This window comes from Henriciella pelagia (genome assembly GCF_002088945.1).
Taxonomy (GTDB): Bacteria; Pseudomonadota; Alphaproteobacteria; order Caulobacterales; family Hyphomonadaceae; genus Henriciella; species Henriciella pelagia.
Window position 1 is genome coordinate 135,865 of record NZ_NCSU01000003.1, and the last position, 23,125, is coordinate 158,989.

The following is a 23,125-nucleotide window of genomic DNA, read 5'->3' on the forward strand; positions in this document are numbered from 1 at the left end:
ATGTGAGAGGCGATTGCTGATTCACACACGATTTTCCGGGAGACGCGCATGGCCTACTGGCTCTTCAAATCCGAACCTTTCAAATGGGGCTGGGACCAGCAGAAAAAGGCCGGCAAGAAGGGTACAGAATGGGATGGCGTGCGCAATTATCAGGCGCGCAATTTCATGCGGGACATGAAAATCGGCGACAAGGCCTTCTTCTATCATTCAAACAAGGGGCTGGAAGTCGTTGGCATCGCGGAAATTTGCGCGGAAAGCCATTCGGATTCGACCACTGATGACGAACGCTGGGATTGCGTCGATATCCGCGCCGTCTGCGACATGCCGAAGCCGGTCACGCTGGTCGACATCAAGGCCAATGAGAAACTGGCCGACATGTCGCTGGTCACGAGCTTCCGCCTGTCTGTGCAACCTGTGACGGAAGATGAGTGGATGGAAGTCTGCCGGATGGGCGGGCTGAACGGGAAGACGCTGAAGCCGCTCTAGGCCGCCTCAAGATCAAACGACATGGCGACGTCTGCGCGGGCATACATCGGCCCGAAGCGACCGAGGATGTCGGCGTCGTGGATGAAGCCAGCCTTCTCATAGAGGTGGATCGCTGCCTGACACTTGCTGTTGGTGAGCAGGAACAGTTCTTCAATGGGCAGGCTACCGGCGCGCTGCAGGAGGTGGTCGAGCAGGAACTCGCCCGCCTTGCGCCCGCGCGCTGACTTGCGAACGCCCATCTTGGTCAGCTCATAGCTTGCGCCTTCGACCGGCATCAGCGCGCCGCAGCCGACGATGCCGAGGTCCGGCGCTTGGACGAAGAGGATAGTGCCGCCCGGCTGGATGATGTGCTGTTCGGGGTTTTCGAGCACCTCGATATCATGCGGCTCGAGCTTGAACATCTCCTCGACCCATTCGCGGGAGATTTCGGCGAAGGTGCTGGCGAGCGAGCTGTCATATTCGACAATGGAGAGATCCTTGAACAGCGCGGCCTGCCGGGAGGCGGTGATCCGGTCGAGCAGGGATTTCTCGTCGAGGGCGGCCTCGATACGGCTGAGCATGGCGAGCGCATCAACGCCATCGCAGGCTTCTTCGGCGCCTCGCGCAATGTGGGGCCAGAGATCGCGTTCCATACGCTCTATCAGCGCCTTGCCTTCATCGGTGAGGCTGATGGTGCGCGTGCGGCGATCTTCCTTCGATGTGTCGGTTCGGGTCAGGCCGAGCCTGGCGAGGCTGTTGTGGATGCGGGTGATGCCGGGCTGGCTCATGCCGATAATGTCGACCGCCTCACCAACGGTGAGCGGGCCGTGGCGGTGCAGCGCCGCGAAGAGCGGGAAATGGCCGGGTTGCATGGGATAGCCCATGTCGAGATGCGCGCGCGCCGCATCCGCCTGCATGCGTTCGGCGAGGCGCTTCAGCCTGCTGCCGAGGGCGAGATAGCCAGTCTGTGAGAGTATGTCGGTCATGATCCCCTCCGGTTTCACATGTTATATAACTCGTAATATAAAATCTGCTAGAGGAGGCGGGTGAATTTTGTGGCGGGTTGGAGAAGGGCGGGGCGGGGCAAGGCCCGCCCATCGGAGCCTGCCGATCAGGGACTGCGGCTTAGCGCTGGTATTTGATGAAGGGCGTGCGCGCCGCGACCTGATCGTAGAGCATGCGGCCGCGATAATTGAATTCCTGCGTCATCCAGTAGACAGACGGCGTGCCATTCCTGTCGGCTGCGGCATAGACAGCCTCAATCAGCGCGCGGCCCACGCCGCCGCCGCGCGTCTGCGGATCGACATACAGGTCCTGAAGGTAGCAGACGTCTTCTGTTCGCCAGCAATGGCGGTGGAAGAGGTAATGGACGAGGCCGCAGGGCTTGCCGTCCTGCTCGGCGATCAGCCCATGCATGTCAGTCATCGCCGGGTCGAGCAGGCGGGTGAAGGTCGCCTCATACACCTCGTCTGGCAGCGTGCTCTCGTAAAACTCCAGATAACCTGTCCAGAGCCGCGTCCACTCGGCGCGGTCATTGTCTCTCAGCGGTCGGATATCAAGCTTCATCGCACGCCATCCTCAAAGCTGGCGAGCGCCCATTCGGCGAAATTGGCGAGGTTTCCGCCCCTGAACAGGAAGGCGCCGACGCCCGCCGCGCGTCCGGCTTCGATATCGGTTTGCTTGTCGCCGATAAGAAAGCTCTGCTCGCGATTGACTGGAAAGTCGGCCATGGCCTGGAGCAGCATGCCCGGACCCGGCTTGCGGTCGATGCTTTTCTTGCGATAGCGGCTGACCTCCCCCTCTTCATGCCATGGGGCATGGTAGAAGCGGTCGATTGCCGTGCCGGCTTCGGCAAGTTCTCTGGCCATGTGCTCATGCAGCGCCTGCATGTCGGCTTCGGTATAGTAGCCGCGTGCAATGCCCGACTGGTTCGTCACCACGAAGACATACCAGCCGCGGCGCTTGAAATTCGCAACGCATTCGATCGCGCCGTCGATCCATTCGAACGCGTCAATCCTGCTCACATAGCCCCGGTCGACGTTGAGGACGCCATCGCGGTCAAGAAACAGGGCAGGGCGCTTGGGGCTCATAAAATCCCTCATAGACGAGGCTGGTGCCGGGGGCCAGTAATCAAGTTTTGCTGGAAAAATCCGCCGATTTGGACTTTGCTTTACGGCAGGAGACGCAAAACAAACGAGATGTCTCCTCTGAGGGAGGACTACAATGGAACAATATCTTCCACTTATTCTGAGTGCCATCGGTGGCGGTGTGCTCGGTCCGATTGTCGCCAAGGTTCTTGGTGGCAGCGGAACCGGCGGCCTGCTGGGCGGCGTGATCGGTGGCATAGGCGCCCATTTCGGTGCTGACGCAGCCGGGGTTGGAAACCTGCTCGGCGGCGGTGCCATGGTGCACGTCCAGAACCTTCTGGAAGGCGGCGTCGGAGGGGGCATCCTCGGCGTCATTGCCGGCATGGTGATGAAGTCGAAGGCCTGATCAGGCTGGAGCTTCCAATCGAAGAAGGCGGTCCCATGAATGGTCGGGGCCGCCTTTTTCGTATGCGCTATTCAGCGGCGGTGAGGTCGGCAACTTCACGGCGATTGGCGCGCACACCTGCCATGAAGGGGATGATGGCGAGCGCGGTCAGGATGGATGCCAGCAGGAAGGCCGCGCCGGGGAAGTAGACGGGCGCATCATCTGTGGCGAAGACGTGCAGCGTCTGCGTCATCAGGAGCGGGGCAAAGATCATCGAGAAGGCATTGAGGCTGGCTGTCGCGCCCTGCAGCTCGCCCTGCGCATTCTTCGGTGTGAGGCCGGACATGATCTGGTTCATGGCGGGCCCGAAGACGCCGCCGAGTGCGCCAAACGGGATGATCGCGTAGACCATCCAGTCCCTGAAGGCCATCGCATAGAGGCTGCAGGCAATGGCTGTGATGGCGAGCCCGCCAACGGCGGTGCGCAAGGGGCCATAGCGTTTCAGGGCCGGGCCGATCAGCACCGCTTGCGTGATCGCCGATCCGATGCCGACCAGGGTGAGCGAGAAGCCGATCTCTGCTTTGCCCCAGTCATAGCGGATTTCTGAATAATAGTTCCACGTTGCCGGGAAGACATTGTGCGCGAACATGAACAGGCCATAGGCGGCGATGAACCAGGCGACCTTGGGCAGTTTCGAGAAATGCTTCAGGGCGCCGAACGGATTGGCGCGCTGCGGGTCAAAGGGGCGCCGGTCCTCCCTGGCGAGCGATTCCGGCAGGACGAAATAGCCGTAGAGGAAGTTGAGGAAGGAGAGCGCCGCTGCGCCGAAGAAAGGCAGGCGCGTGTCGATGGCGCCGAGCCATCCGCCGAGCGATGGGCCGATGATGAAGCCGATGCCGAAAGCTGCGCCCATCATGCCAAACGCCTTGCCGCGCTCATCCGGCTCAGTCACGTCCGCGATATAGGCATTGGCGGTGGAGAAGGTCGCCGAGGAAATGCCTGTCAGGGCGCGCCCGATGAAGAGCAGCCAGAGCGAATGGGCAAAGCCCATGATCAGGAAGTCGATGCCAAGCGTTGCGATGGAGGCGAGCAGGACGGGCCGGCGTCCAAACCGGTCGGACAGGCCGCCAATGGTCGGCATGGCGAGGAAGTTGAGGACACCGAACAGCGCCATCAGGAAGCCGCCAATCGCGACCGTGTCCTCAGGTGGCTTGCCCGTCAGCTCTTCCAGCAGGAAGGGCATGACCGGGATGATGATGCCGAAGCTGATCATGTCAATCGCCACGCTGACGGTGACAAACAGGAAGGCATTCTTGCCGTGCTTGCGGATGGCAGGTGCCTCAGTCATGCGGCACGGCAATGGCGGGGAATGGTGCGTTCGTCAATCAATCAGTTCTGCGCGGGCATCCGGGTGAGCGAGGAGAGCGCCACGCCGGTCAGGATGAGCGCGGTCGCGATGAGAAAGCGGGTGGTCAGCGGTTCCGACAGGAAGACCATCCCACCGGCGGCAGCGATGGCCGGAACGGTGAGCTGAGCAATGGCGGCGAGGCTGGACGTGAGATCGCGCAGGGCGGCGTACCAGATTGCATAGCCAAGCCCGGACGTGACCGCGCCGGAGAGGAGCGCATAGGCAAGCCCGGTGCCGCTGGGCAGGGCTTCACCCTCAATGAGCACGCCAGCAAGGCCGACCGGCACCATGATCAGGGCAGCGCGGAGGAAATTGCCGGCTGTCAGGGCTGTGGGCGAGGTGGCTCCCCGGCCGCGGAGGGAATAGACGCCCCAGGCGACGCCGGACGCCGCCATGAAGAGGGCGCCTTTCAGCGGCGGGGCCGAAAGGCCCGGCAGCAGCAGCCAGACGAGGCCTGCAATCGCGAGCAGGAGACCCGCCCAGCGTGCGGGGCGCAGCCGCTCTCCGCCATACAGTGCGGCGCCGATCATGGTGATCTGTACCATGGCGAACAGCAGGAGCGCGCCAGTGCCGGTGGTGAGGCTGAGATAGGCGAGCGAGAAAGCGGCGGCATAGACAAGCAGTGCACTCGCCGAAATCCAGCTGCCGGACCGGAGTGCGGCCAAGGGGGAGGCGATGAGGCCGAGCACCAGCGCGCCGGAGACGATGCGGACAGTGGTAAAGGCCCACGGGCCGGCTTCACCGGTCGCCATGGCGAGGCGGGCGAACACGGAGTTCGCCGCGAAGGCGATCATGGCGAGGGCCGTGATCAGGAAGAGGCGGAAAGTGAATGACATGGCTGCCCCGCGTGCCGCAAACCGCGCCACACTTCCAATCAAATTGTCGGCAGGGCCCTAGTCCGCCGCGCCAAGCTGCTTTTCGAGGAACTCGGCCTGACGCCGATAGTAGAAGAGCTGGTTGGACAGTTTGCGCCAGCCATGGCCTTCATCCGGGATGCGGATATAGGGCGCGTCGATACCATTGGCTCGGAGCGTCTTTACCATGATCTCGGTCTCATAGACGTCGATGCGCGGGTCCATCACGCCGTGCGAATAGAGGACCGGCACCTTGATATTGTCGGCAAGGGTGATGGGCGAATTCTCGGTATAATAGTCAATCCATTCCTGCTCGCGGATGTCGCCATATTCGATGCGGTCTGACGCCTTGAGGGCGGGAGACGCGACCTGCAGGGCGGTGACCCAGTTGCCGACACCGTAAAGGGATGCGCCTGCGTCGAAGGCGTCCGGATAGAGCGCGAGCACGGCATTCACCATATAGCCGCCATAGGAACCGCCCACGACCGCAGCGCAGCTGGTATCGACGCGGCCATCCTCTTCGAGGGCGCCCAGCATGTCGATCAGGTCGCGCACGCTGTCGCGGCGTTTCTTCTGGTCATCGAGGGTGACATAGGTGCGGCCGAAGCCAGTCGAGCCGCGGACATTTGGCTGGAAGACGGCAAGGCCGCGATCGAGATGATACTGGACGACGGCGTTGAAGCTCGCGACAGACTGGCCGGTCGGCCCGCCATGCACGAGGAAGATAACTGGCGGCGGGCCGTCCTCGGTCCGCGAGCTGTCGTCCGGCACGTAGAGAAGGCCCTGCAGTTCTACGCCGTCGCGGGCGGTCATGCGGATGCTTTCGGGGCGGATGAGGCGGGCCGGGTCGAGGCCGGCATAATTGGAGGCGAAGACCTGGTCGATCTTGGCCGTTCCGAGGTCGATGACGAACACGTCGCCCGGCGTGCGCCAGCCATTGACGCGGACCGATATCTTGTCCGACGCGCCGGAACAGGAGACCTGATACGTCCCTTCGGGCAGGATCGAGGTGTCGATCTCAAGCGGAATGCCGTTTTCGTCGATGTGCAGGGAGTAGAAGCCGTCTTCATTCTCGGTCCAGACGAGATACTGGCTCTTCGTGCCGCAGAGATTGACGCTCTCGACGTCGTGGGCCGTGTGCTCAAGGACGTCGGTCTCGCCGCTCGCGACATTGTAGCCGGTGAGGGCCTTCCATTCGCCGCGCTCATTGGAGGCGAAATAGAAGCCCGAACTGTCCGGCAGCCAGGCAAAGCCGCCATCGCCATGATTGGCGCGCGGGTCGGGCTTTGCGATCTGCGTCATGTCGCCGGATGCGAGGTCGAGCAGGTAGAGATTGTCGGAATCCTCGCCGACCGTTTCGGTGACGATGAGCTTCGTGCCGTCCGGTGAAATGTCATGCGCGAAGAAGCCGAACTCGCCTTCGTAGATGCGTCTGGTTTCCCCGGTGCGGAGGTCGGCAGTGTAGATGTCGAAGTCTTCGCCATTTCGCTCGGTCGAAGAGAAGGCGATGGTGTTGCCGTCATTGCTGATATCGCCAAAAGCGCGGAAGCCGCCCTCGACGGCGGGCAGGACGAGCGTTTCGGAGGAGCCGTCGGCTGCGATGCGGTAATAGCTCTCCTGCTCATTGCCATCATTGTCCGTGCCGTAGATGAGCGACTGGCTGTCGGGGGCCCAGCGGAAAAAGGTGACGCCATTGCCGAAGGTCAGCTGTTTTGCCTGTCCGCCTGTGCTGGGCAGCGTCCAGAGCTGCGGTTCGCCGGTCACGTCCCAGAAAAAGGCCAGTGTTTCGCCGTCCGGTGAAATGCCGGTGGCACCTGCGCCGCTCGCCAGGAGGTAGCGGGCGATATTCGACGGGTCCTGTCCGGCAAGGCCGACATTCACCGCTTCGCTTTCGGGCGAAATCGCCTCGAGCGACATGTCCGGACCGGTTTCGCCCTGCTGGGCGGCAGCCGCCATGGAATGGGCCATCGCAAGGGCCGAAACGGCGAGCATGGTTCTGAACATGACGGATCTCCTGAAGCCTTGAACGCTTCTTGGTGAGCCGAACGTGTGGCGCTGTCAAACAGGCTGCCCCGGCACCTGAGGATTGTGGACGAAAATGCCCGAACCGGGGCAATCGGGATTAAGCCCTTAACAGACAGGGCGTCATGGGTGATAGTTTTTACCAACAGGCACACTGCGAGGGAAAAATACGATGACAGCTTTGATGATCGTGGGGGCGATCGTGGTCGTCCTGCTGCTCGTTGTTATCGTGATTTACAATCAGCTCGTCGGCAAACGCCAGATGGTGAGCAATGGCTGGGCCGACATCGATGTGCAGTTGAAGCGGCGGGCCAATCTCATCCCGCAACTTGTGGCGACCGTCAAAGGCTATGCCGCCCATGAGCGCCAGCTCTTTGAGGAGGTCGTCGAAAAGCGCAATCTCGCCGCCAGCGCCGGTGATGACGCCGCCGCACGCGGCGCCGCCGAGTCGGAACTCTCGCGACCTATCGGCCGCCTGATGGCTGTGGCGGAGGATTATCCAGACCTCAAGGCGAGCGCCAATTACAAGGACTTGCAGGACGAGCTGTCCGATACGGAAAACAAGATCGAGATGGCGCGCCGCTTTTATAATGGCGCTGTGCGGGAGCTGAACACGCTGGTCGAGAGCTTTCCCGCGCAGCTTGTTGCAGGCCCGTTCGGGTTCAGCCAGGCGGCCTATTTCGAGATCGTCACGGCGGAACGGGCTGTACCGGACGTCGATTTCGGAGCGGCCAGCTGATGTGGCGGCTGACGGTCCTTGTCTTCGCCGCGCTCTGGTGCGCCCTGACGGCCTTCGGTGAAGAGGTCATCAACCGCTTCGATGTTGCGATTGAGGTCGAACGTGACGGCGATATTGTGGTGACGGAGACGATCAATCTCACGGCGGAGAATTTCCGGATCAATCGCGGTATCTTTCGCGACCTGCCTCGCTACTACACGCAGACAGAGGGCGGTGATCGCCTGCGCTATGAGTATGACGTGCTTTCGGTGCGCCGCGATGGACGCCGCGAACCCTATGAAACGACCACCGACGGCAATGCCTGGCGCATCCGGATCGGCGATCCGGATGTCATCATCGCGCGCGGCGAACATGTCTATGTGATCCGCTACCGGGTGAAGAACCAGATCACCTATCTTGAGACGTATGATGAGCTGTACTGGAATGTGACCGGCAGTTACTGGTCCTTCCCGATCCTGACGGCGACAGCGGAAGTCAGCTTTCCTGAGGGCGTCCAGCTGGTCCAGCAGGAGGGCTACACAGGCGGGTTTGGCGCGCAAGGAAAGGCCTATGCCTTCCGGCGCGAAGGCGCGAAATTTGTGTTCGAAACAACAGAGCCGCTCGCGCGGAATGAAGGGCTGACCATCGCTATCGCGATTGAGAAGGGGCTCATCGATCCGCCTTCGGCGGGCGACAAGACCGCGATCTGGTGGCAGCTCTATGGGTCGCTAGCCGTGCTGCTGGTCTCCCTCGTCGGTGTCTTCACCTTTCTCTATCGCTCCTGGGACCGGGTGGGCCGCGACCCGCCCAAGGGGCCAGTCTTTCCCCGCTATGAAGCCCCGAAGGGCTATTCGCCAGCGGCCGTGCACCACATCTATCATCGCGGTTTCAACGGGCATGACGCGCTGATTGCGACGCTGGTCAATCTGGGGGTCAAGGGCCTCATCGAGATCAATGCCCAGGACAAGAAGAATACTCTCCTGACGCCGGCGGGCTTGCGCACTGCCAAGCTGCCACCGGAGGAACAGGTGCTGGAAAACAGGTTGTTCTCGTCCGGCACGCTGAAGCTGGGCGACAAGTACAATGCGTCCTTCACCAGCGCCTATATGACGTTTCGCAAGAAGCTGTCGGCCAGGTTCGGCAGCGATTATTTCAAGTGGAATATCGGCTATACGATGGTCGCGATTATTCTGTCTGCGATAGCTATCATCTTTGCCATCAACCATGCTGCGAACTGGTCGGTCTGGCTGACCGCGCTGATTGTCGCGCTCGCCCTTTTGAACGGGCTCTTCATGTATCTGATGCCGTCTCCGACACCGAAGGGGCAGGCTGTGCGGACCGAGATCGAAGGCTTCAAGCTGTACCTGGAAAAGGCTGAGAAACTGCAGCTCAATGCGGCCGAGGTCGGCACCGACCGCCCGCCGCCAATGACGAAGGAGCGCTACGAGAACTTCCTGCCCTACGCGATTGCGCTCGGCGTGGAAGAGCCGTGGACCGAGCATTTCGAGACGATGCTGCCCAAGGAAGCAGCCGCCTATAATCCAGGCTGGGCCCATATGGCGCACCGCTCAGGTGGCTGGGGCGATGTGAACCGCGCGATAACGAGCAATATCAGCTCGGCAGTGTCCAGTTCCATGCCGAGAAGCTCAGGCTCCTCAGGCTCGGGCGGTGGCGGCTTTTCCGGTGGTGGCGGCGGCGGCGGTGGCGGTGGCGGCTGGTAGCCGGCAGGAGGCTGCCCTCATCCCTGCTCTCCCCTTAAAGGGGAAGAGGAAGACGGCTTGCTAGCGTGCGGCGTGACGGCCTCGTGGTTCGACTTCGCTCACCATGTCGGCCTTTGAGACGTCGGAAATAGCCGGCCCAATGGAGCGTCCTTCGACACGCTCAGGATGAGGGCCGGGGTTGGGTCAGTTCAAATCGGCGCGGGCCTCCTGGGGAACGTGCCGGCCGAGGAAAGGGACAATCCTGTTGAGCAGGACGGGCACCATCTTCTCAGGCATGTCATGGCCCCATTTCTCGATGATCTCGATCTCTGCGCCCGGTATGCGGTCAGCGATATCCTGGCCGGCGGCAGGGCGGATCAGCGGGTCCTGTGCGCCGTGCAGGACGAGCGTCGGCACCCTCAGGCCCGGCAGACGGTGATGCCAGCGCGGCTGGGCCAGAATGGCGGCATATTGGCGGGCGACCCCCATTGGCCGGTCTGACCGCTCAAACGCGCGGACCGCCATTGCCTTCACATCGGCGTCCGGATTGCGGACACTTTCATGAGAGCCGATGACGCGGCGTGACTGGGCGGCGAGGTTGCCTATGGCGTCTGCCGTGCGCATTTCGGGGACGGCGGTGAGCGCCTTCTGGGCCTCCTCGCTCGCAGGCGGCAGGGTCGGATCACCCGATGTCGTCATGACAGGGATCAGGGTACGAACGCGCTCAGGGTGATTGAGGGCGAGCAGCTGGACGATCATGCCGCCCATCGAGAAGCCCATCACATCGGCTTTTTCCGCGCCGAGGGCGGTGACCAGTGCAGCGGCATCGGCGGCCATGTCGTCGAGAAGGTAGGGCACTTTCTCGTGCATGGGCTCACCGGCCGCGATCCCCTTGACGATGTCGCGTGGGGCAGGGGGGACCGCATTGGTGAACTCCGTGGTGAGGCCAATGTCGCGATTGTCGAAGATGACGACGCGGCGGCCGGCGTCGGCAAGGCCCTGCTTGAAGCTCTCCGGCCAGGTGATCATCTGCCCGGAAAAGCCGGACACGACGAGCATCATCGGATCAGCCGGGTTGCCGTATTCCTCGTATTCGATCTCGATCCCGTTGGCGGCAATGCGCGGCATATGTGTCTCCCTCATACTATTTTGAGGAGACACTATGGCCTTGCCGTCAAAGCTCAAGCGATGGCGCGTGAAAATGCGGTCAGGCGTCAGTCGTCCTTCTGGTTGAGGAATATCAGGATGAGGGCGCTTGCGGCGTGATACATGAAGGCACCTTCGAATGAGCCAACCCCGACGGCGCTCTGCCACATCTGCAACAGCGCTGCGCCAAACACCTGGAAGAAGCCGAACCAGACGATCAGGGCGATGCAGCAACCGGCGAGTGCCCATTTTTTCGACGCGTTGAAGTCCGCAGTCGGGGCTTTTACCGTTTTGAACATGTCCCAGGCTCCCTTGAAGCAGACTAGGCCGACAAGAAGTTCGCCGGTCATGATCACGATCAGCGCCAGCATGATGATGGCAGGCGCGGTAATCCCCGGAATGACAAGGTTCTGGTAGACCGGGCTGTCAGCCTGGCTCAAAACAGCGCCGACGGCGCCTTGCGCATATTCGAAATTCACGGCGTTGGATACGAAATAGAACAGGCCCTGCAGCCCGACCAATACGACCAGTACAATCTTGAAATAGCGGATCATTGTCTGTCCTCCCCTGTATTATTTGGAGAACGTCCTAACATGATTTGCGACTAATTCCAGAAACTGCAACGAACGCGCCTAGCGCCCCAGTTCCTTCATTGCGTCTTCGAGGCCCTGCAGGGTCATCTCGAACATGCGGCCGGGGCCGATGAGTTCGTTGATGAGCTTGATGGAGCCGGTATATTCCCACGCGCCGGACTTGACCGGGTTGAGCCAGACCAGATCCGGGAACTGCTTGACGAAGCGCTGCAGCCAGATGCCGCCGGCTTCCTCGTTCCAGTGCTCGACCGAGCCGCCGGCATAGGTGATCTCATATGGGCTCATCGTGGCGTCGCCGACAATGATGACCTTGTAGTCGGACGGATATTTGTGGAGGACGTCCCAGGTCGGGATGCGCTCATTATGGCGGCGGCGATTGTCCTTCCACAGGCCCTCATAGGGGCAGTTGTGGAAGTAGAAGTATTCGAGGTTCTTGATCTCGGACCGGGCGGCCGAGAACAGCTCCTCGCAGACTTTTACATGCGGGTCCATCGAGCCGCCGACATCGAGCAGCAGCAGGACCGAGACCGTGTTTCGCCTCTCGGCGCGCATTTCGAGGTCGAGATAACCCTGGCGGGCGGTGTTCTTGATGGTCTGGTCGAGGTCAAGCTCATCCTGCGCGCCCTCGCGGGCCCATTTGCGCAGGCGTTTGAGTGCGACCTTGATATTGCGCGTGCCAAGCTCGACGCTGTCATCGAGATTCTTGAATTCACGCTTGTCCCAGACCTTGACCGCGCGGCGGTGTCGGGACTTTTCCTGGCCGATTCGCACGCCTTCCGGGTTGTAGCCATTCGCGCCGAAAGGCGATGTGCCACCGGTGCCGATCCATTTATTGCCGCCTTCATGGCGCTTCTTCTGCTCTTCGAGCCGCTGTTTCAGCGTTTCCATGAGTTTTTCAAAGCCGCCCAGCGCCTCGATCTCGTCCATCTCTTCCTTGGTCAGAAATTTCTCGGACATCTTGCGCAGCCACTCTTCCGGCAGGTCCTGCACGTCGACGGCGTCCTGCATGCTGTCGAGGCCCTTGAAGACATGACCGAACACCTTGTCGAACTTGTCGAGATTTCGCTCATCCTTCACCAGCGCCGTGCGCGAAAGATAGTAAAAATCCTCGACATCCATGTCGATCACGCCCTTGTCCATCGCTTCGAGGAGGGACAGGTATTCCTTCAGCGTGACCGGGACCTTTGCGTCGCGCAATTCATTGAAGAAATTCAGGAACATGAGGGGCGTCTCCGCTATCTACCGGCTAAACGTAGCGCGCACGCCAGCCGACTCCAAGGGCTGACGCGGCGCGAGCGGTCATTTCTGGCGGATTGAGCGACCTAGTAGCGGTTCTTGATCAGCATGACGCGCTTGATGGCGGTCGTCATATTGGGGTCGAGCTGCATGATATCGCTGATGCGGTTGAGGAAGTCTTCCTCGGTTTCGCGCAGCTGGCGATCGGCGAGCACAATGTCGACGCAGTGGGCGAACACGGACAGGCGCATGTCATGGGGCAGGGCAAGGCAGGCTTCGCGCAGGCCCTCCTTGCGCTCGCGCATGCGCTCATTCACCGTCTGGTTGACGGCGGCCATCTGCTGCGGGCTGAGGCGTTTCATGGTGCGCGACCGCTTGACCAGCGCTGCGATCTCGTCGCGCTCTTCCGGGGCGAGGCTGCCATCGGCAAACGCCGCTTCCAGCAGGAGGCAGAGAAAGGCTTCCGGAATGGTCCAGTCGGACTCGCTGTTCTCGTTGAATTCCTGTTCTAGCCTCGAAAGGTCAGGGAAGGATTCCGCCTTCTTTTCCGGTTCCGGCTCGTCTCCGAATAGGATTTTTACGTCGGTCATATGTTTGGTCCCTAAGAAAACGGACATGGTGTGGTCGGTTGATCGCAGATCCCGCTAACCCGTCCTGAATTGTCCTCATCCTTCTGTCCCGCCTGATGCTCGTCGACCGGGATGTTGGTGGTTCGACGCCTAGCAACCGCCAGGCGTGTCGCACGTTTCCAGATCAACCGAAGCGATTCCCTCATTGCGGGCCCTGGCCAGCTTGATTTTCTCGATATCGTTCCGGATCGCCTTGGCCTTGTTCTCCAGTGTCTTGGCATACTGGCGGATCTCGTTTTCAGTTTTCAGCTTCCAGTCCGGGTCCGGCCCTTCCGGCATGGTCTCGAAGATCTCGAGCGTGCGGCCGCCAATATTCGCGGCCTTGGCCTCCTCAATCGCCGCCTTGACGCTGGCAAGCTGGGTGTCGCGCTCAAGCTCGGCGTCGGACAGGGTCTGATATTGCCTCAGCGTTGCCAGGGCTTCTTCCTCGCGCTGCCGGATCTGCGCATCGCTGCGTTCCTTGTACTTCGCCCATTCGGCCAGGGTGCAGAATTGCGAAGTGTCAGAGTTTACAGAGATCGTGTTGAGCGGAACGCACGGCTGCTGCGCGACTGGCTGGACCGGAGCGGGCCTCTCGTCTCCGGCGTTGATAATGGGCATGAGGAAATAGACCACGGCAGCGGCAATCGCCGCCGCGAAGACGGCAACTAGCATCACGCCGCCTGCGGACAGGCCGGTCCTGGGCGGCACGGAATCGGATTGCGGCTGCGCAATCGGCGTCGGGAAGAGGGTGCGATCCTCATAGATTACCGGTGTCCCTCCGGGTGGATTAGTCATGTCGTCCTCTCCTCATGACGTGTACAATTGGCCCGCATCGGCTGCGCGATCCGTTCCTTCAGCATTTGAATGCCCCATAGAATTTCAGGAAATTCTCGGCATCCACATAGTCCTGCGGTGTCAGGCCCAGCCCTGTCGGCTTGCTGATCGGGCCTCTCGTCGTGCAGGCAAGCGATGCTTCCCGGATCAGGACGAGCACGGCTTTCGTCTTGGCGGGCGGGCCGTCGGCGAAGGGCGGCCAGCCAAAGTTTGCCCTGTCGTCAGCGGTGACTTCCGGTCTCGCCAGGGCCTGGTTCATCAGATTGGTCTGCCCGGCGCGGATCTGGTCGGATTCGGAGCGACTGTCCGTGCCGCCAGTCTTCGCCATGACGTACATGCCCTGCAGCATGAGGTCTTTCGCCGTGTTGCCATTGGTGCAGGTGTCGGGCGCGTATTCACGGCGATTGCCGTCGACGACGCGGTAGCCATAGACATAGCCGCGGTGGACCTTGTCACCGGCCATCAGGCGCGACACGCAAGCCTGCATGCGGTTCTGGAAGCTGCTGCCATCCTTGGCAATGGCGGCCTGCGAGTATTCCAGCGCCTTCTTCCAGTCTGGGGTGCCGCTGGTGACATAGGTGGTCGCAAGGGCGGCATTGGCCCGGCCGAGGAGTTCAGACGAATTGGTGTCGCGTCCGGCAATGGCGAGCAGGTCTGCTCGAACGCGCGTCACGTCCGGATTGGCGGTCTTCATGCCGTAGGTGGCGCGGTCGATCAGCGCGTCAGCGGAGGCCGGATCCCTGGCGATGGCGATATTGAGGAGTTCGACAATCTGATCGGGTGAATAGCTGCCGAGACGGATGCGCGTATCGGCGAAGTGATAATACATCTGCGACAGGGCGGCAGCAGAAAGGTCAGCGGTCTGGGCGAGGCCGTGCGCCTTCTGGTAATTCTCGTGCGCCTGCTGCAGGAGCTGCAGGGCCTGACGGTCTTCGTCGCCGCGCCTGACGCTGCCGCTCTTGGTCGCATTGGACCAGAACACTTCGCCAAGCGTGGAATAGACCTTGAAGGAAGCGGGCAGGGCGGATGCCTGACGATAGTCGGCCGTGCCGCCATCCTGATCACCGAGTGCAAATTTCGCCGTGCCGCGGCCGACCCAGGCTTCGGCCTTTTCGAGGTCGCTGGCGCGCTGGCGGGCTGCCGGATCATCCAGCACCTTGTCAAAGGACAGGATGGCTTCGCGATAGTATGGCGAGCTGGCGGCGGAGCCTGAAGACTGCGCGACGCTTGCGAGCAGATTGTTCATCGCGCCGATGCCGATGTTGGGAGCCGCCGCCGTCGGAAACGCATCACGGGCCTCAGAATAGTAGCGAATGGCGCGCGACGCGTTTTCCGGCTCATCCCTGGCCTTGGCAGCAGCATCATTCGCGACCTTCAGGGCATAGGCGTAAAGGGTCGATTTGGCCTGCGGGTCGACGGCCGCGAGCGCCTTGTAGGCGTTGAGGGCCTCGATGGCGTCTGTTGGAATATTGGTCTGCTCATACCGCGCCGCATATCGCTGGGCGAGGCCGTTGAAATAGGACTGGTACTGGCCCTGGGCCAGCAGGTTCGCATTCGTGGTAATGACCGGGCTCAGCTTGCGGCGGCGGTCGAGCGCTTTCGACAGGCAGTCATCGGCGCTGGCGCAGGGCGCGCCTGCCGGTCCGAAACCGTTCGCGGCATACTGACCTGCAATGGTGCTGAGCGCGCTCTCGGACACCAGCGTCCTGTCCACGGCGAGCGCGATGTATTGCTTCTTCTTCTTCGTGTAGTCTTCGGCGCGCTTCCTGCGGCTGCGCCCCTCGCCTTCCGGCGTGCGCGCGACCAGACCTTCATCCGAGATCTGGGCATAGGACTGGTCGATGGATTTTGCGGCCTCCACAGCATTGCCGTCAGCGAGGAGGGCCTTGGCTGCGTGGTAGAAGGCGATGGCCTTCAGCTCTGGTGCGAGCGTTGGGTTCATGCCCGCATAGTTGCAGGTCTGTGCCACTGCCGCGTTCGTCCCTGCGGGCGTGCCCGGCGTCGTACATGGCTCATTGCCGCCGTTCTGAGCCGACGCTGTACCGGACGTGCTGCCTGCGCATGCGGCGATGACAGTGAAGGCAACGAATGCTGAAGCGAGACCGCCGATATGTGCCCTGAGAGGCCAATTGCGTACCATTTTATCCCCACCGTCATGGCTGTTAACCATGTTTCCTTTTAAAGGCTTAATTTCACTCCCGTAAAGATATCGCGTCGATGAATTCGTTTGATGATTGAATCAGGTGTAATAAATACGCGTATTCGCGAATGGGCATTTCTGTAATACTTGTTGCAGGTTGCCAGATACAAAAATTAATCGTCACTGCGTTTCCGTAAATACGCGGCAGCGGGAGGTGTCCTGCCGGCTGGCGGGGTCCGGCCTGCCCCTTCGTCAGGCTTGTCAGACGAGCGCCTTGTCCTAGAAACTCGGCTTTCAGCAATAAGAGGTGTGGGCCCCGGGCAGGGGTCAGGCACCGCGTCAGGGAGCAGACCGATCTATGCCAGGCACTTCACTTCTTGCCGACATCCGTATCGCCGACATGACCACTGTCATCTTTGGCCCGTACTGCACGCAGACCCTCGCCGACCTCGGCGCGGACGTGATCAAGCTCGAGCCGCCGAAAGGCGATGATTTTCGCAATGTCGGCAAATATGCGAAGAACCGGGGGATGGGGCCCTGCCACCTGACGATCAATCGCGGGAAGAAGTCCGTCGTCTGGGACATGAAATCGGAAGACGGCCGGGCGGCGATCCGCAAGCTGATCGAGACGAGCGACGTCTTCATCCACAATATCCGGCCTGACGCTGTTGCGCGGCTCGGCCTGACTTTCGAAGAGGTGAAGGCGATCAAGCCGGATGTGGTCTATGTTCACTGCCTCGGTTTCGGGACCGAAGGCCCCTATGCGGGCAAGCCGGCCTATGATGACCTGATCCAGTCCCTGTCCGGGGCGACCAGCCTCCTGCCACGCGTCGATGGCAATGAGCGCCCGCGCTTCATCCCGACCGCCTTTGCGGACAAGGTGTCGGGCCTGCACGCCATGTATGCGACGCTGGCAGCCTTGCGCCACCGCGACCGCACGGGCGAAGCGGTACATGTCGAAGTGCCGATGTTCGAATGTATTACAAGCTTCCTGTTCGAAGAACACTTCTATGAGGCAGCATTCGACCCGCCTGTCGGCCCGTACTGCTATCAGCGCCAGGTTGATCCATCGCGCCAGCCGGTGCGCACACAGGATGGCTGGATCACGATTGCGCCTTATGTCGATGCGCGCTGGGTAAAGCTGTTCGAGGTGCTCGGTGCGCCGCAGGAACTGGAAGATGAGCGCATCAACGACTATCGCGGCCGCTATTTCAATCAGGACTATATGATGTCGCGGGTGCAGGCCTATTTCGTCAACTACACGACCGCGCAGCTGCTCGACATGCTCGGCGAGGCGGACATTCCGGCTGCCCGCGCGAACGATATTTCCGAAGTGCAGGACGATCCGCACATGAAGGCGGTGAATTTCTTTCAGCGCCGCGACCATCCAAGCGAGGGCGGGTATTGGGAGGTCCAGCCGCCGGTGCGCTTTGTCGGCCTGCCCGAGCGGGAGATCACCCCTGCACCGCGCCTTGGCGAGCAGACCGAGGATGTTCTTGCCAGCCTCGGCCTGTCGGCCGGGGCCAGCAAGGACTAGTCTCGGCTACCAGCGCATGTCGGCGCGCAGTTCTGCGACGGCGTCATTGTCTGATGCCGCGTACCAGTGAATGTCCGCGCCATTGGCAAGGGCGAGCACGGCTGTGCGGTTTTCCTCCGTTTCGACATCCGCCTCGTCATAGGTGCGAAGTTTCAGATGCTCATCGGCCTGCTCGTGCATCTCCTCAAGCTGGGCGTGTTCTATCGGGACATAGAGCGTGCCGAGCTGGCCTGAGGCGGCTGCGGACTGAAGGTCCGGCAGATTGCGGCCTTCGGGCAACTGCTCGTCCATTGCTGTTTCGCCCTGGAAGACGGCGATGATCTTGTCCTCGACATTGTCGGTGCCGCCGCAATGATGCTGGGTGATTTCGAACCGGCCATGCGAGGCGACCTGCGCGAAGCGGCCGACCGTGCCTTCCTCTCCGATAATGTGGAGGGAGCTGGTCTGTGGCGGGAGCGCTTCGGTAACGGCATTGAATGTGTCGTGATAGAACGCGTCGTCGGTTTTCTCGCGCTCCCGGCTCTGGTCCGATCCAAGCGCATGGTGGACGGACTTGCTGTCACTGTCCCTGACAGAGCCGCGCGAGCCGGAGTGGAAGAACACGTCGTCCTGGACATGACGGCGCGCTTCGACAGAGCGGTATTTCGGCGCGTCGAGACGGTCGCTCATGTCCGAGACGTATCCGCCGGAATAGAGGTAGAGCTTTGGCTCATCCTTCGTCACGTGCAGGACCCAGCGCGTTTCGCGGCTCTGGAAGTCTGCGAGCAGCGGCAGGATGAAGGGTGGTTCGCCGGTCGTGATGCAGGCGACGGGGCGGGCGTTAAGATGGGCCATGCGCTGCTGCTTGCCATCATCGAACAGCGCGATGCCATTGCCGCGAAAGTCGGGCAGATCGAAGTGTTCGAGCCGATTGGTGATGAAGTCCGATTTCGGGCCGTGATCCTTCACCGTATCGATCACATTCTTTCGCAGGATACGCCATTTCTCGCCGCCTGTTTCGACGGATGGACGCGGGACGTAGACGCTCATCGTGTCCTGCGAGAAATCGGCGAAGGCCTGTCTGAATGTTTCGAGGGATGCCTGTTCGGCCATGATCGTCTCCTTCAGGTTTCTGGTGTTGCAGAACCAACGGTGAAACCGCACCGGCGTTCCGGATCTGGGGTAACGTGTCACTTGTCAGGCCGGGGTGGTTGGCGCGCCGATGAGGAACCCCATCCCTGCTTCGCGCATTCCAGAAGCGGGATGACAGCCAGAGGAAACGTTGAAGAATATTTCAGTCTATATCGTATCCGGCCTGATCATCCTGATCGGGGCTGCAGCGCGTTTCGCCATCGGGAACATCTACAGCGAAGCCGAAGCCACCAACCTGATCGAGGCGCTGACCGGCACCGGGCTCTATCTCGGCTCGGCCATCGCCGGCGCATCGGCCACGACGCTGGCGCTCATGCTGACGCTTCTCGGCCTGACGCGGCAGTCCGATGCCGATTTCGACCATGATGTCTTCAGGAGCATCTCGCAAGTTGCCTGGTTGTCCACGGTGAGCCTTGTCGGGGCGGTGATCCTGCTCCTGATGCTCGTCCTGCCAGTCGGCGAGTTCGAGAAGATGCCGGAGGGCTGGTACCGCATTATGTATGAGGTGATCTTCGCGCAGACGGTGATCGTGTGCGCCTTGCTCGTCGCGACCGTGGTGCGATTGTTCCTCGCCATCCGCCACGTCATTTCCCGCGTCACGCCAGGCGACGACATCTGACCGGCGGTGCTGCCACCCGCCCGCCTCAGATTGTCGGGAATAAATCGTGTCGCCACACGTCAGAAAGACTGATAGCTGAACTTGTTACAAAGGGTGGAGTCGAGTGGCGTTCACTGTACGAAGCGTGTTCGTCAATCATTTCGGATTGGCGTCAGGGCTGGATGATGAAGACAGTCTTCGGGACTATATCGAGGATGTGACGGCCGAAATTGCCCATTTGACCCGGCAATGGAATGACTATTGCGCGCGCTCTGTCGCCACGCATGATGACAGCGAGCTGTATTACAATACGATGAGCCATCTGGAGGGGCTGAAAGAACAGGCCCAGAAAAAGCGGGCGCGTCTTCGCCGCTGATCCCGATTGTCTGTGAGAAATGGCACACCCGAGAGGATTCGAACCTCTGACCCCCAGATTCGTAGTCTGGTGCTCTATCCAGCTGAGCTACGGGTGCAAGCCGTTGCGAGGGCGGACACATAGCGGCGCATCGGATGGGATGCAAGCGCTTATGCTGTAACCTTCTGATCTGCTTCATATACCCCGCGAGCGATGGCGCGAGCAAGGGTCGATGCTGCCAATTCACCGATGCGGGTCAGGGCAATCGGTGTTGGCTCTTCCAGCTTCACCTTGCCGGTGGAAATCACGAAGAGGGCGTCGCCGTCAAACGGGGCGAAGACCGGGCGGATGGCGCGGGAAAAGCCTGACAGCGCCATCTGCGCGACGCGGTGCGCCTGGGCCGGATTGAGGTCAACATCCGTGGCGATGCAGGCAATCGTCGTGTTCTGGCCGGGTTGCGGGTTCATCTTGGCGTCGCCCCATTCCTCGGGGTCGCATTCATAGTCTTCGGGCGGGCGGTGGCCGCCAAATTCGCCGCCAATCTCGAAGGGCCAGGCCCAGAAACATGTCGTGTTCGGCATGAAGACGGAACCGAAGCAGTTGACGCCGGCCACTGCGCCAATGGTGATGCCGTCATTCGTGATCAACGAAGCCGAGCCGAGCCCGCCAGCATGCGCGCCGGCATTCGCACCGATGCCGCAACCCACATTGCCGAGCCCGAAATGCTTGTTGTGATTCTCGAAGGCTTCCTCTCCGAGCTGGCGATAGGGCGGGTTCTGGCCCCAGTCCTTCTTCCCGCCATTGGCGAGGTCATAGAGGATGGCTGAAGGCACGATTGGCGTCTTCGGTACGCCCGGCAGGTCCTTCAGACCATAGCCGCGGCCCATGGCGCCGAGCCGGGCACAGACCCCGTCTGCGGCGGCAAGGCCGTAGGCGCTGCCGCCGGAGAGAACCACGGCGTCAACCTGTTCGACCATAGTGTCGGCGCGCAGCAGGTCTGTCTCACGGGTGCCCGGTCCGCCGCCAGCTACAGCGCAGGCCGCCGTGACCGGTTCGTCGGCAAGGATGACGGTCGTCCCGGTCAGCGCCTCGAAGTCCTCGGCATTGCCGACCTGTATGCCGTCCACATCTGTGATCAGATTTCGCGGTCCGGGTCGTGACATACATCTATCCTTTTATTTGTTGCAGCCGCTTGTAGGGTGAAGCAAACCGTCCGCCAAGGTCATCAGGGATGCAGATGTCATGAAACTGAATATTCGCCAGGCTGCAGCGCTCGCACTTGTTGCCGCAGCCGCCTCTTCAGCTTTTGCGCAAATTACCGTGACCGGCGATGGCACCGAGATGCCCGATCTCAAGGCATGTCTCGCCAATGCAGACAAAGGTGACACCGCCGCCATCGACAAATGCGTCAGCGCGAACCTGGATGAGATCGAAGCCTTTATCGCGGCTAACCCGAAGACGGCGATCGACACAGACACTCAAGACGAAGACGAAGCGGACAAAGCCGAATGAAACTGACCCATATTGCGCTTTGCGCAGCGCCGCTCCTCCTGGCAGCGTGCGCGCCCACAGTAAACGAGACCAATCAATCGGCTGACCCGGAGACGCCTGAAACCGAAACGGTCGAGCCTGCGGAATCGGCAGGGCGCCCCGCCTGGACAAAGGGCGCGATGGTGGCCGCGGCAGACCCGCGCGCGGTGGAAGCTGGACTGAAGATACTGGGCGAGGGTGGAAACGCGGTGGATGCGGCAATCGCTGTCCATGCTGTGCTGGGTCTGGTCGAGCCCCAGAGCTCCGGCATCGGCGGCGGTGCGTTCATGGTCTATTACGACTATGAGGCTGATGAGCTGACCGTCCTTGACGGGCGCGAGACGGCGCCGGCAGCAGCGGATGAAAACCTCTTCCTGCAGGATGGCGAAGTCCTGCCCTATGTCGCCGCCTGGCAGTCGGGCCGCTCTGTCGGTGTTCCGGCGATGCCGCGCCTCTATGCGACCGCGCATGAGATGTTCGGCAAGGCCGAATGGGCAAGTGTTTTCCAGCCGGCGATCGAGCTTGCGACGGATGGCTTCGAGGTGACGCCGCGTCTTGGCGGGCTGCTTTCCAATGAGCGGCTGCGCGCGGCGATGCGTCTTGATGATGATCCGGTGAGCGCTGCCTATTTCTATCCGGATGGAAAGCCCCTCGCAGTCGGTACCGTCCGCGACAATCCTGAATACGCCGCGACGCTCACGGCGCTCGCCAAGGATGGCCCGGACAGCTTCTATACGGGCGCGAATGCCGAGGCGATCATTGCGGCCGTGACGGCAGAGCCTCTGCCCGGCGCCATGACGGTGCAGGATCTTGCTGATTACAGGGTGAAACTGCGTCCCGCCGTCTGCGGACAGCATGATGAGATCCGTATCTGTTCGGCGCCGCCGCCAAGTTCCGGCGCGATCACGCAGAACATGATCTTTGGGCTGTATAATCGCTCGTTGCCATCGGATGGAGACCTCGCCGAGGAAGACGTGCTGATGGCCTGGGTGGAAGCCCAGCGTCTCGCCTATGCCGACCGCGACCATTATGTCGGCGATGCGGACTATGTGAAGGTGCCGACCGAGGATTTGATCGATCCGGCCTATCTCGATGCGCGCGCGGCGCAGGGCGGCCTGCTCGACGGGACGCCGCAGCCGGGCGATCCGGGCGAAGTGCTCGGACGTGGCCCGATGATCGGCATGTGGGGCCGCGACATGACGGATGAGACGCCGGGCACGACGCACCTCTCCATCATCGACCAGTATGGCAATGCCGTCTCGATGACGGCGACGGTCGAATCCGCCTTCGGCAATTCGCGCATGGTGAACGGCTATCTTCTGAACAATGAGCTGACCGACTTTTCGCGCGAACCGCGGGTCAACAACCAGATCGTCGCGAATGCGCCGGCAGGGGGGAAACGCCCGCGCTCATCCATGTCGCCAACCATGGTGTTTGACGAGAATGGCGACCTGCTGATGGTGACCGGCTCTCCGGGTGGAAATTCGATTGTCGCCTATGTCTCCAAGACGCTGCTCGGCGTGCTCGAATGGGGCCTGACTGCACAGGAGGCGATCAACCTGCCGAACGTCATCGCACGCGGCAGGACGGTTGGCGTCGAGATCGACGTGCCAAAAGGCCAGCAATGGGCCGATACGCTGTCAGCCATGGGCTATGTCGTGGAAGAGCGCACGGGCGAGAATTCCGGCCTGCACACGATTGTGGTGCGCGGTAGCTATCTCGAAGGTGGGGCCGATCCGCGCCGCGAAGGCGTTGCGAAGGCGCTCGCGGAGTAG

General features: G+C 61.4%; 23 protein-coding genes and 1 tRNA gene. 9 read left to right on the plus strand and 15 right to left on the minus strand.

Annotation, left to right across the window (positions count from 1 at the left end):
- Positions 1–48 precede the first annotated feature (48 nt).
- Positions 49–486 carry an EVE domain-containing protein gene (locus B8746_RS00790; RefSeq protein WP_084391349.1) on the plus strand — a complete coding sequence of 146 codons (438 nt, stop codon included), beginning with the start codon at positions 49–51 and terminating at the stop codon, positions 484–486.
- Here B8746_RS00790 and B8746_RS00795 read toward each other — a convergent pair.
- The 3 genes from B8746_RS00795 to B8746_RS00805 form a co-directional block, all read right to left on the minus strand.
- Positions 483–1,451, minus strand: coding sequence for a bifunctional helix-turn-helix transcriptional regulator/GNAT family N-acetyltransferase (locus tag B8746_RS00795; protein ID WP_084391350.1), 969 nt, complete (start codon positions 1,449–1,451; stop codon positions 483–485). The two genes, B8746_RS00790 and B8746_RS00795, sit on opposite strands and share 4 nt — an antisense overlap.
- 139 nt (positions 1,452–1,590) lie before the next feature.
- On the minus strand, positions 1,591–2,031 hold the full coding sequence (locus tag B8746_RS00800; RefSeq protein ID WP_084391351.1) for a GNAT family N-acetyltransferase: 441 nt from the start codon (positions 2,029–2,031) through the stop codon (positions 1,591–1,593).
- A complete protein-coding gene (locus tag B8746_RS00805; protein ID WP_084391352.1) occupies positions 2,028–2,555 on the minus strand; it encodes a D-glycero-alpha-D-manno-heptose-1,7-bisphosphate 7-phosphatase in 528 nt (175 codons plus the stop codon). Before B8746_RS00805 ends, B8746_RS00800 begins: the two co-directional genes overlap by 4 nt.
- A gap of 133 nt (positions 2,556–2,688) precedes the next feature.
- On the opposite strand from B8746_RS00805, the gene B8746_RS00810 reads away from it, so the two are divergent.
- Positions 2,689–2,958 (plus strand): hypothetical protein, encoded by a 270-nt coding sequence (locus B8746_RS00810; RefSeq protein ID WP_084391353.1) that lies wholly within the window; start codon positions 2,689–2,691, stop codon positions 2,956–2,958.
- Positions 2,959–3,025: 67 nt separating this feature from the next.
- On the opposite strand, the gene B8746_RS00815 is transcribed toward B8746_RS00810, so the two are convergent.
- Genes B8746_RS00815 through B8746_RS00825 form a run of 3 tightly spaced genes read right to left on the minus strand, consistent with a single transcriptional unit; the run spans position 3,026 to position 7,203 of the window.
- A complete protein-coding gene (locus B8746_RS00815) occupies positions 3,026–4,285 on the minus strand; it encodes a TCR/Tet family MFS transporter (RefSeq protein WP_084391354.1) in 1,260 nt (419 codons plus the stop codon).
- A gap of 41 nt (positions 4,286–4,326) precedes the next feature.
- Positions 4,327–5,181 carry a DMT family transporter gene (locus tag B8746_RS00820; RefSeq protein WP_095380811.1) on the minus strand — a complete coding sequence of 285 codons (855 nt, stop codon included), beginning with the start codon at positions 5,179–5,181 and terminating at the stop codon, positions 4,327–4,329.
- Between the two features lie 57 nt (positions 5,182–5,238).
- Positions 5,239–7,203 carry a S9 family peptidase gene (locus B8746_RS00825; protein WP_084391355.1) on the minus strand — a complete coding sequence of 655 codons (1,965 nt, stop codon included), beginning with the start codon at positions 7,201–7,203 and terminating at the stop codon, positions 5,239–5,241.
- A 202-nt stretch (positions 7,204–7,405) separates the two neighbouring features.
- Between B8746_RS00825 and B8746_RS00830 the strand changes: the two genes are divergently transcribed.
- Positions 7,406–7,960 (plus strand): LemA family protein, encoded by a 555-nt coding sequence (locus B8746_RS00830; RefSeq protein ID WP_084391388.1) that lies wholly within the window; start codon positions 7,406–7,408, stop codon positions 7,958–7,960.
- Positions 7,960–9,660 (plus strand): DUF2207 domain-containing protein, encoded by a 1,701-nt coding sequence (locus tag B8746_RS17200; RefSeq protein ID WP_084391356.1) that lies wholly within the window; start codon positions 7,960–7,962, stop codon positions 9,658–9,660. The genes B8746_RS00830 and B8746_RS17200 overlap by 1 nt, the downstream gene beginning before the upstream one ends.
- Before the next feature lie 183 nt (positions 9,661–9,843).
- Here the strand turns inward: B8746_RS17200 and B8746_RS00840 are convergent, their stop codons facing one another.
- From B8746_RS00840 to B8746_RS00865, 6 genes are all read right to left on the minus strand, one after another.
- Positions 9,844–10,767 (minus strand): alpha/beta fold hydrolase, encoded by a 924-nt coding sequence (locus B8746_RS00840; RefSeq protein ID WP_084391357.1) that lies wholly within the window; start codon positions 10,765–10,767, stop codon positions 9,844–9,846.
- Positions 10,768–10,853: 86 nt separating this feature from the next.
- A complete protein-coding gene (locus B8746_RS00845; protein WP_084391358.1) occupies positions 10,854–11,339 on the minus strand; it encodes a DUF2165 family protein in 486 nt (161 codons plus the stop codon).
- A 78-nt stretch (positions 11,340–11,417) separates the two neighbouring features.
- On the minus strand, positions 11,418–12,599 hold the full coding sequence (locus tag B8746_RS00850; protein WP_084391359.1) for a vWA domain-containing protein: 1,182 nt from the start codon (positions 12,597–12,599) through the stop codon (positions 11,418–11,420).
- Positions 12,600–12,700: 101 nt separating this feature from the next.
- Positions 12,701–13,204: a tellurite resistance TerB family protein gene (locus B8746_RS00855; protein ID WP_158084496.1), complete on the minus strand. Its 504-nt coding sequence runs from the start codon at positions 13,202–13,204 to the stop codon at positions 12,701–12,703.
- Positions 13,205–13,333: 129 nt separating this feature from the next.
- A complete protein-coding gene (locus B8746_RS00860; protein WP_084391361.1) occupies positions 13,334–14,020 on the minus strand; it encodes a hypothetical protein in 687 nt (228 codons plus the stop codon).
- Positions 14,021–14,078: 58 nt separating this feature from the next.
- Complete coding sequence (locus B8746_RS00865; RefSeq protein ID WP_084391362.1) at positions 14,079–16,199, minus strand: tetratricopeptide repeat protein; 2,121 nt, start codon at positions 16,197–16,199, stop codon at positions 14,079–14,081.
- Between the two features lie 358 nt (positions 16,200–16,557).
- Here B8746_RS00865 and B8746_RS00870 point away from each other — a divergent pair, with 358 nt between their 5' ends.
- Complete coding sequence (locus B8746_RS00870; RefSeq protein ID WP_084391363.1) at positions 16,558–17,736, plus strand: CaiB/BaiF CoA transferase family protein; 1,179 nt, start codon at positions 16,558–16,560, stop codon at positions 17,734–17,736.
- A 6-nt stretch (positions 17,737–17,742) separates the two neighbouring features.
- Here the strand turns inward: B8746_RS00870 and B8746_RS00875 are convergent, their stop codons facing one another.
- Positions 17,743–18,828 carry a hypothetical protein gene (locus tag B8746_RS00875; RefSeq protein WP_084391364.1) on the minus strand — a complete coding sequence of 362 codons (1,086 nt, stop codon included), beginning with the start codon at positions 18,826–18,828 and terminating at the stop codon, positions 17,743–17,745.
- 169 nt (positions 18,829–18,997) lie between these two features.
- Here B8746_RS00875 and B8746_RS00880 point away from each other — a divergent pair, with 169 nt between their 5' ends.
- Complete coding sequence (locus B8746_RS00880) at positions 18,998–19,486, plus strand: hypothetical protein (protein WP_084391365.1); 489 nt, start codon at positions 18,998–19,000, stop codon at positions 19,484–19,486.
- A 103-nt stretch (positions 19,487–19,589) separates the two neighbouring features.
- Positions 19,590–19,841, plus strand: coding sequence for a hypothetical protein (locus tag B8746_RS00885; protein ID WP_143434494.1), 252 nt, complete (start codon positions 19,590–19,592; stop codon positions 19,839–19,841).
- A 20-nt stretch (positions 19,842–19,861) separates the two neighbouring features.
- Here B8746_RS00885 and B8746_RS00890 read toward each other — a convergent pair.
- Positions 19,862–19,938 (minus strand) — tRNA-Arg (locus B8746_RS00890).
- A gap of 52 nt (positions 19,939–19,990) precedes the next feature.
- Positions 19,991–20,983 (minus strand): P1 family peptidase, encoded by a 993-nt coding sequence (locus B8746_RS00895; RefSeq protein ID WP_084391367.1) that lies wholly within the window; start codon positions 20,981–20,983, stop codon positions 19,991–19,993.
- 79 nt (positions 20,984–21,062) lie between these two features.
- Between B8746_RS00895 and B8746_RS00900 the strand changes: the two genes are divergently transcribed.
- The gene (locus B8746_RS00900) at positions 21,063–21,332 is read left to right on the plus strand and encodes a hypothetical protein (protein WP_084391368.1); all 270 of its coding nucleotides are present in this window, start codon (positions 21,063–21,065) and stop codon (positions 21,330–21,332) included.
- Positions 21,329–23,125, plus strand: coding sequence for a gamma-glutamyltransferase family protein (locus B8746_RS00905; protein WP_084391369.1), 1,797 nt, complete (start codon positions 21,329–21,331; stop codon positions 23,123–23,125). Before B8746_RS00900 ends, B8746_RS00905 begins: the two co-directional genes overlap by 4 nt.

Coding starts and splice junctions, on each gene's coding strand:
- B8746_RS00790 (WP_084391349.1), top strand. CDS start 49: ATGGCCTACTGGCTCTTCAAATCCGAACCTTTCAAATGGGGCTGGGAC.
- B8746_RS00795 (WP_084391350.1), bottom strand. CDS start 1,451: ATGACCGACATACTCTCACAGACTGGCTATCTCGCCCTCGGCAGCAGG.
- B8746_RS00800 (WP_084391351.1), bottom strand. CDS start 2,031: ATGAAGCTTGATATCCGACCGCTGAGAGACAATGACCGCGCCGAGTGG.
- B8746_RS00805 (WP_084391352.1), bottom strand. CDS start 2,555: ATGAGCCCCAAGCGCCCTGCCCTGTTTCTTGACCGCGATGGCGTCCTC.
- B8746_RS00810 (WP_084391353.1), top strand. CDS start 2,689: ATGGAACAATATCTTCCACTTATTCTGAGTGCCATCGGTGGCGGTGTG.
- B8746_RS00815 (WP_084391354.1), bottom strand. CDS start 4,285: ATGACTGAGGCACCTGCCATCCGCAAGCACGGCAAGAATGCCTTCCTG.
- B8746_RS00820 (WP_095380811.1), bottom strand. CDS start 5,181: ATGTCATTCACTTTCCGCCTCTTCCTGATCACGGCCCTCGCCATGATC.
- B8746_RS00825 (WP_084391355.1), bottom strand. CDS start 7,203: ATGTTCAGAACCATGCTCGCCGTTTCGGCCCTTGCGATGGCCCATTCC.
- B8746_RS00830 (WP_084391388.1), top strand. CDS start 7,406: ATGATCGTGGGGGCGATCGTGGTCGTCCTGCTGCTCGTTGTTATCGTG.
- B8746_RS17200 (WP_084391356.1), top strand. CDS start 7,960: ATGTGGCGGCTGACGGTCCTTGTCTTCGCCGCGCTCTGGTGCGCCCTG.
- B8746_RS00840 (WP_084391357.1), bottom strand. CDS start 10,767: ATGCCGCGCATTGCCGCCAACGGGATCGAGATCGAATACGAGGAATAC.
- B8746_RS00845 (WP_084391358.1), bottom strand. CDS start 11,339: ATGATCCGCTATTTCAAGATTGTACTGGTCGTATTGGTCGGGCTGCAG.
- B8746_RS00850 (WP_084391359.1), bottom strand. CDS start 12,599: ATGTTCCTGAATTTCTTCAATGAATTGCGCGACGCAAAGGTCCCGGTC.
- B8746_RS00855 (WP_158084496.1), bottom strand. CDS start 13,204: ATGACCGACGTAAAAATCCTATTCGGAGACGAGCCGGAACCGGAAAAG.
- B8746_RS00860 (WP_084391361.1), bottom strand. CDS start 14,020: ATGACTAATCCACCCGGAGGGACACCGGTAATCTATGAGGATCGCACC.
- B8746_RS00865 (WP_084391362.1), bottom strand. CDS start 16,199: ATGGTACGCAATTGGCCTCTCAGGGCACATATCGGCGGTCTCGCTTCA.
- B8746_RS00870 (WP_084391363.1), top strand. CDS start 16,558: ATGCCAGGCACTTCACTTCTTGCCGACATCCGTATCGCCGACATGACC.
- B8746_RS00875 (WP_084391364.1), bottom strand. CDS start 18,828: ATGGCCGAACAGGCATCCCTCGAAACATTCAGACAGGCCTTCGCCGAT.
- B8746_RS00895 (WP_084391367.1), bottom strand. CDS start 20,983: ATGTCACGACCCGGACCGCGAAATCTGATCACAGATGTGGACGGCATA.
- B8746_RS00900 (WP_084391368.1), top strand. CDS start 21,063: ATGAAACTGAATATTCGCCAGGCTGCAGCGCTCGCACTTGTTGCCGCA.
- B8746_RS00905 (WP_084391369.1), top strand. CDS start 21,329: ATGAAACTGACCCATATTGCGCTTTGCGCAGCGCCGCTCCTCCTGGCA.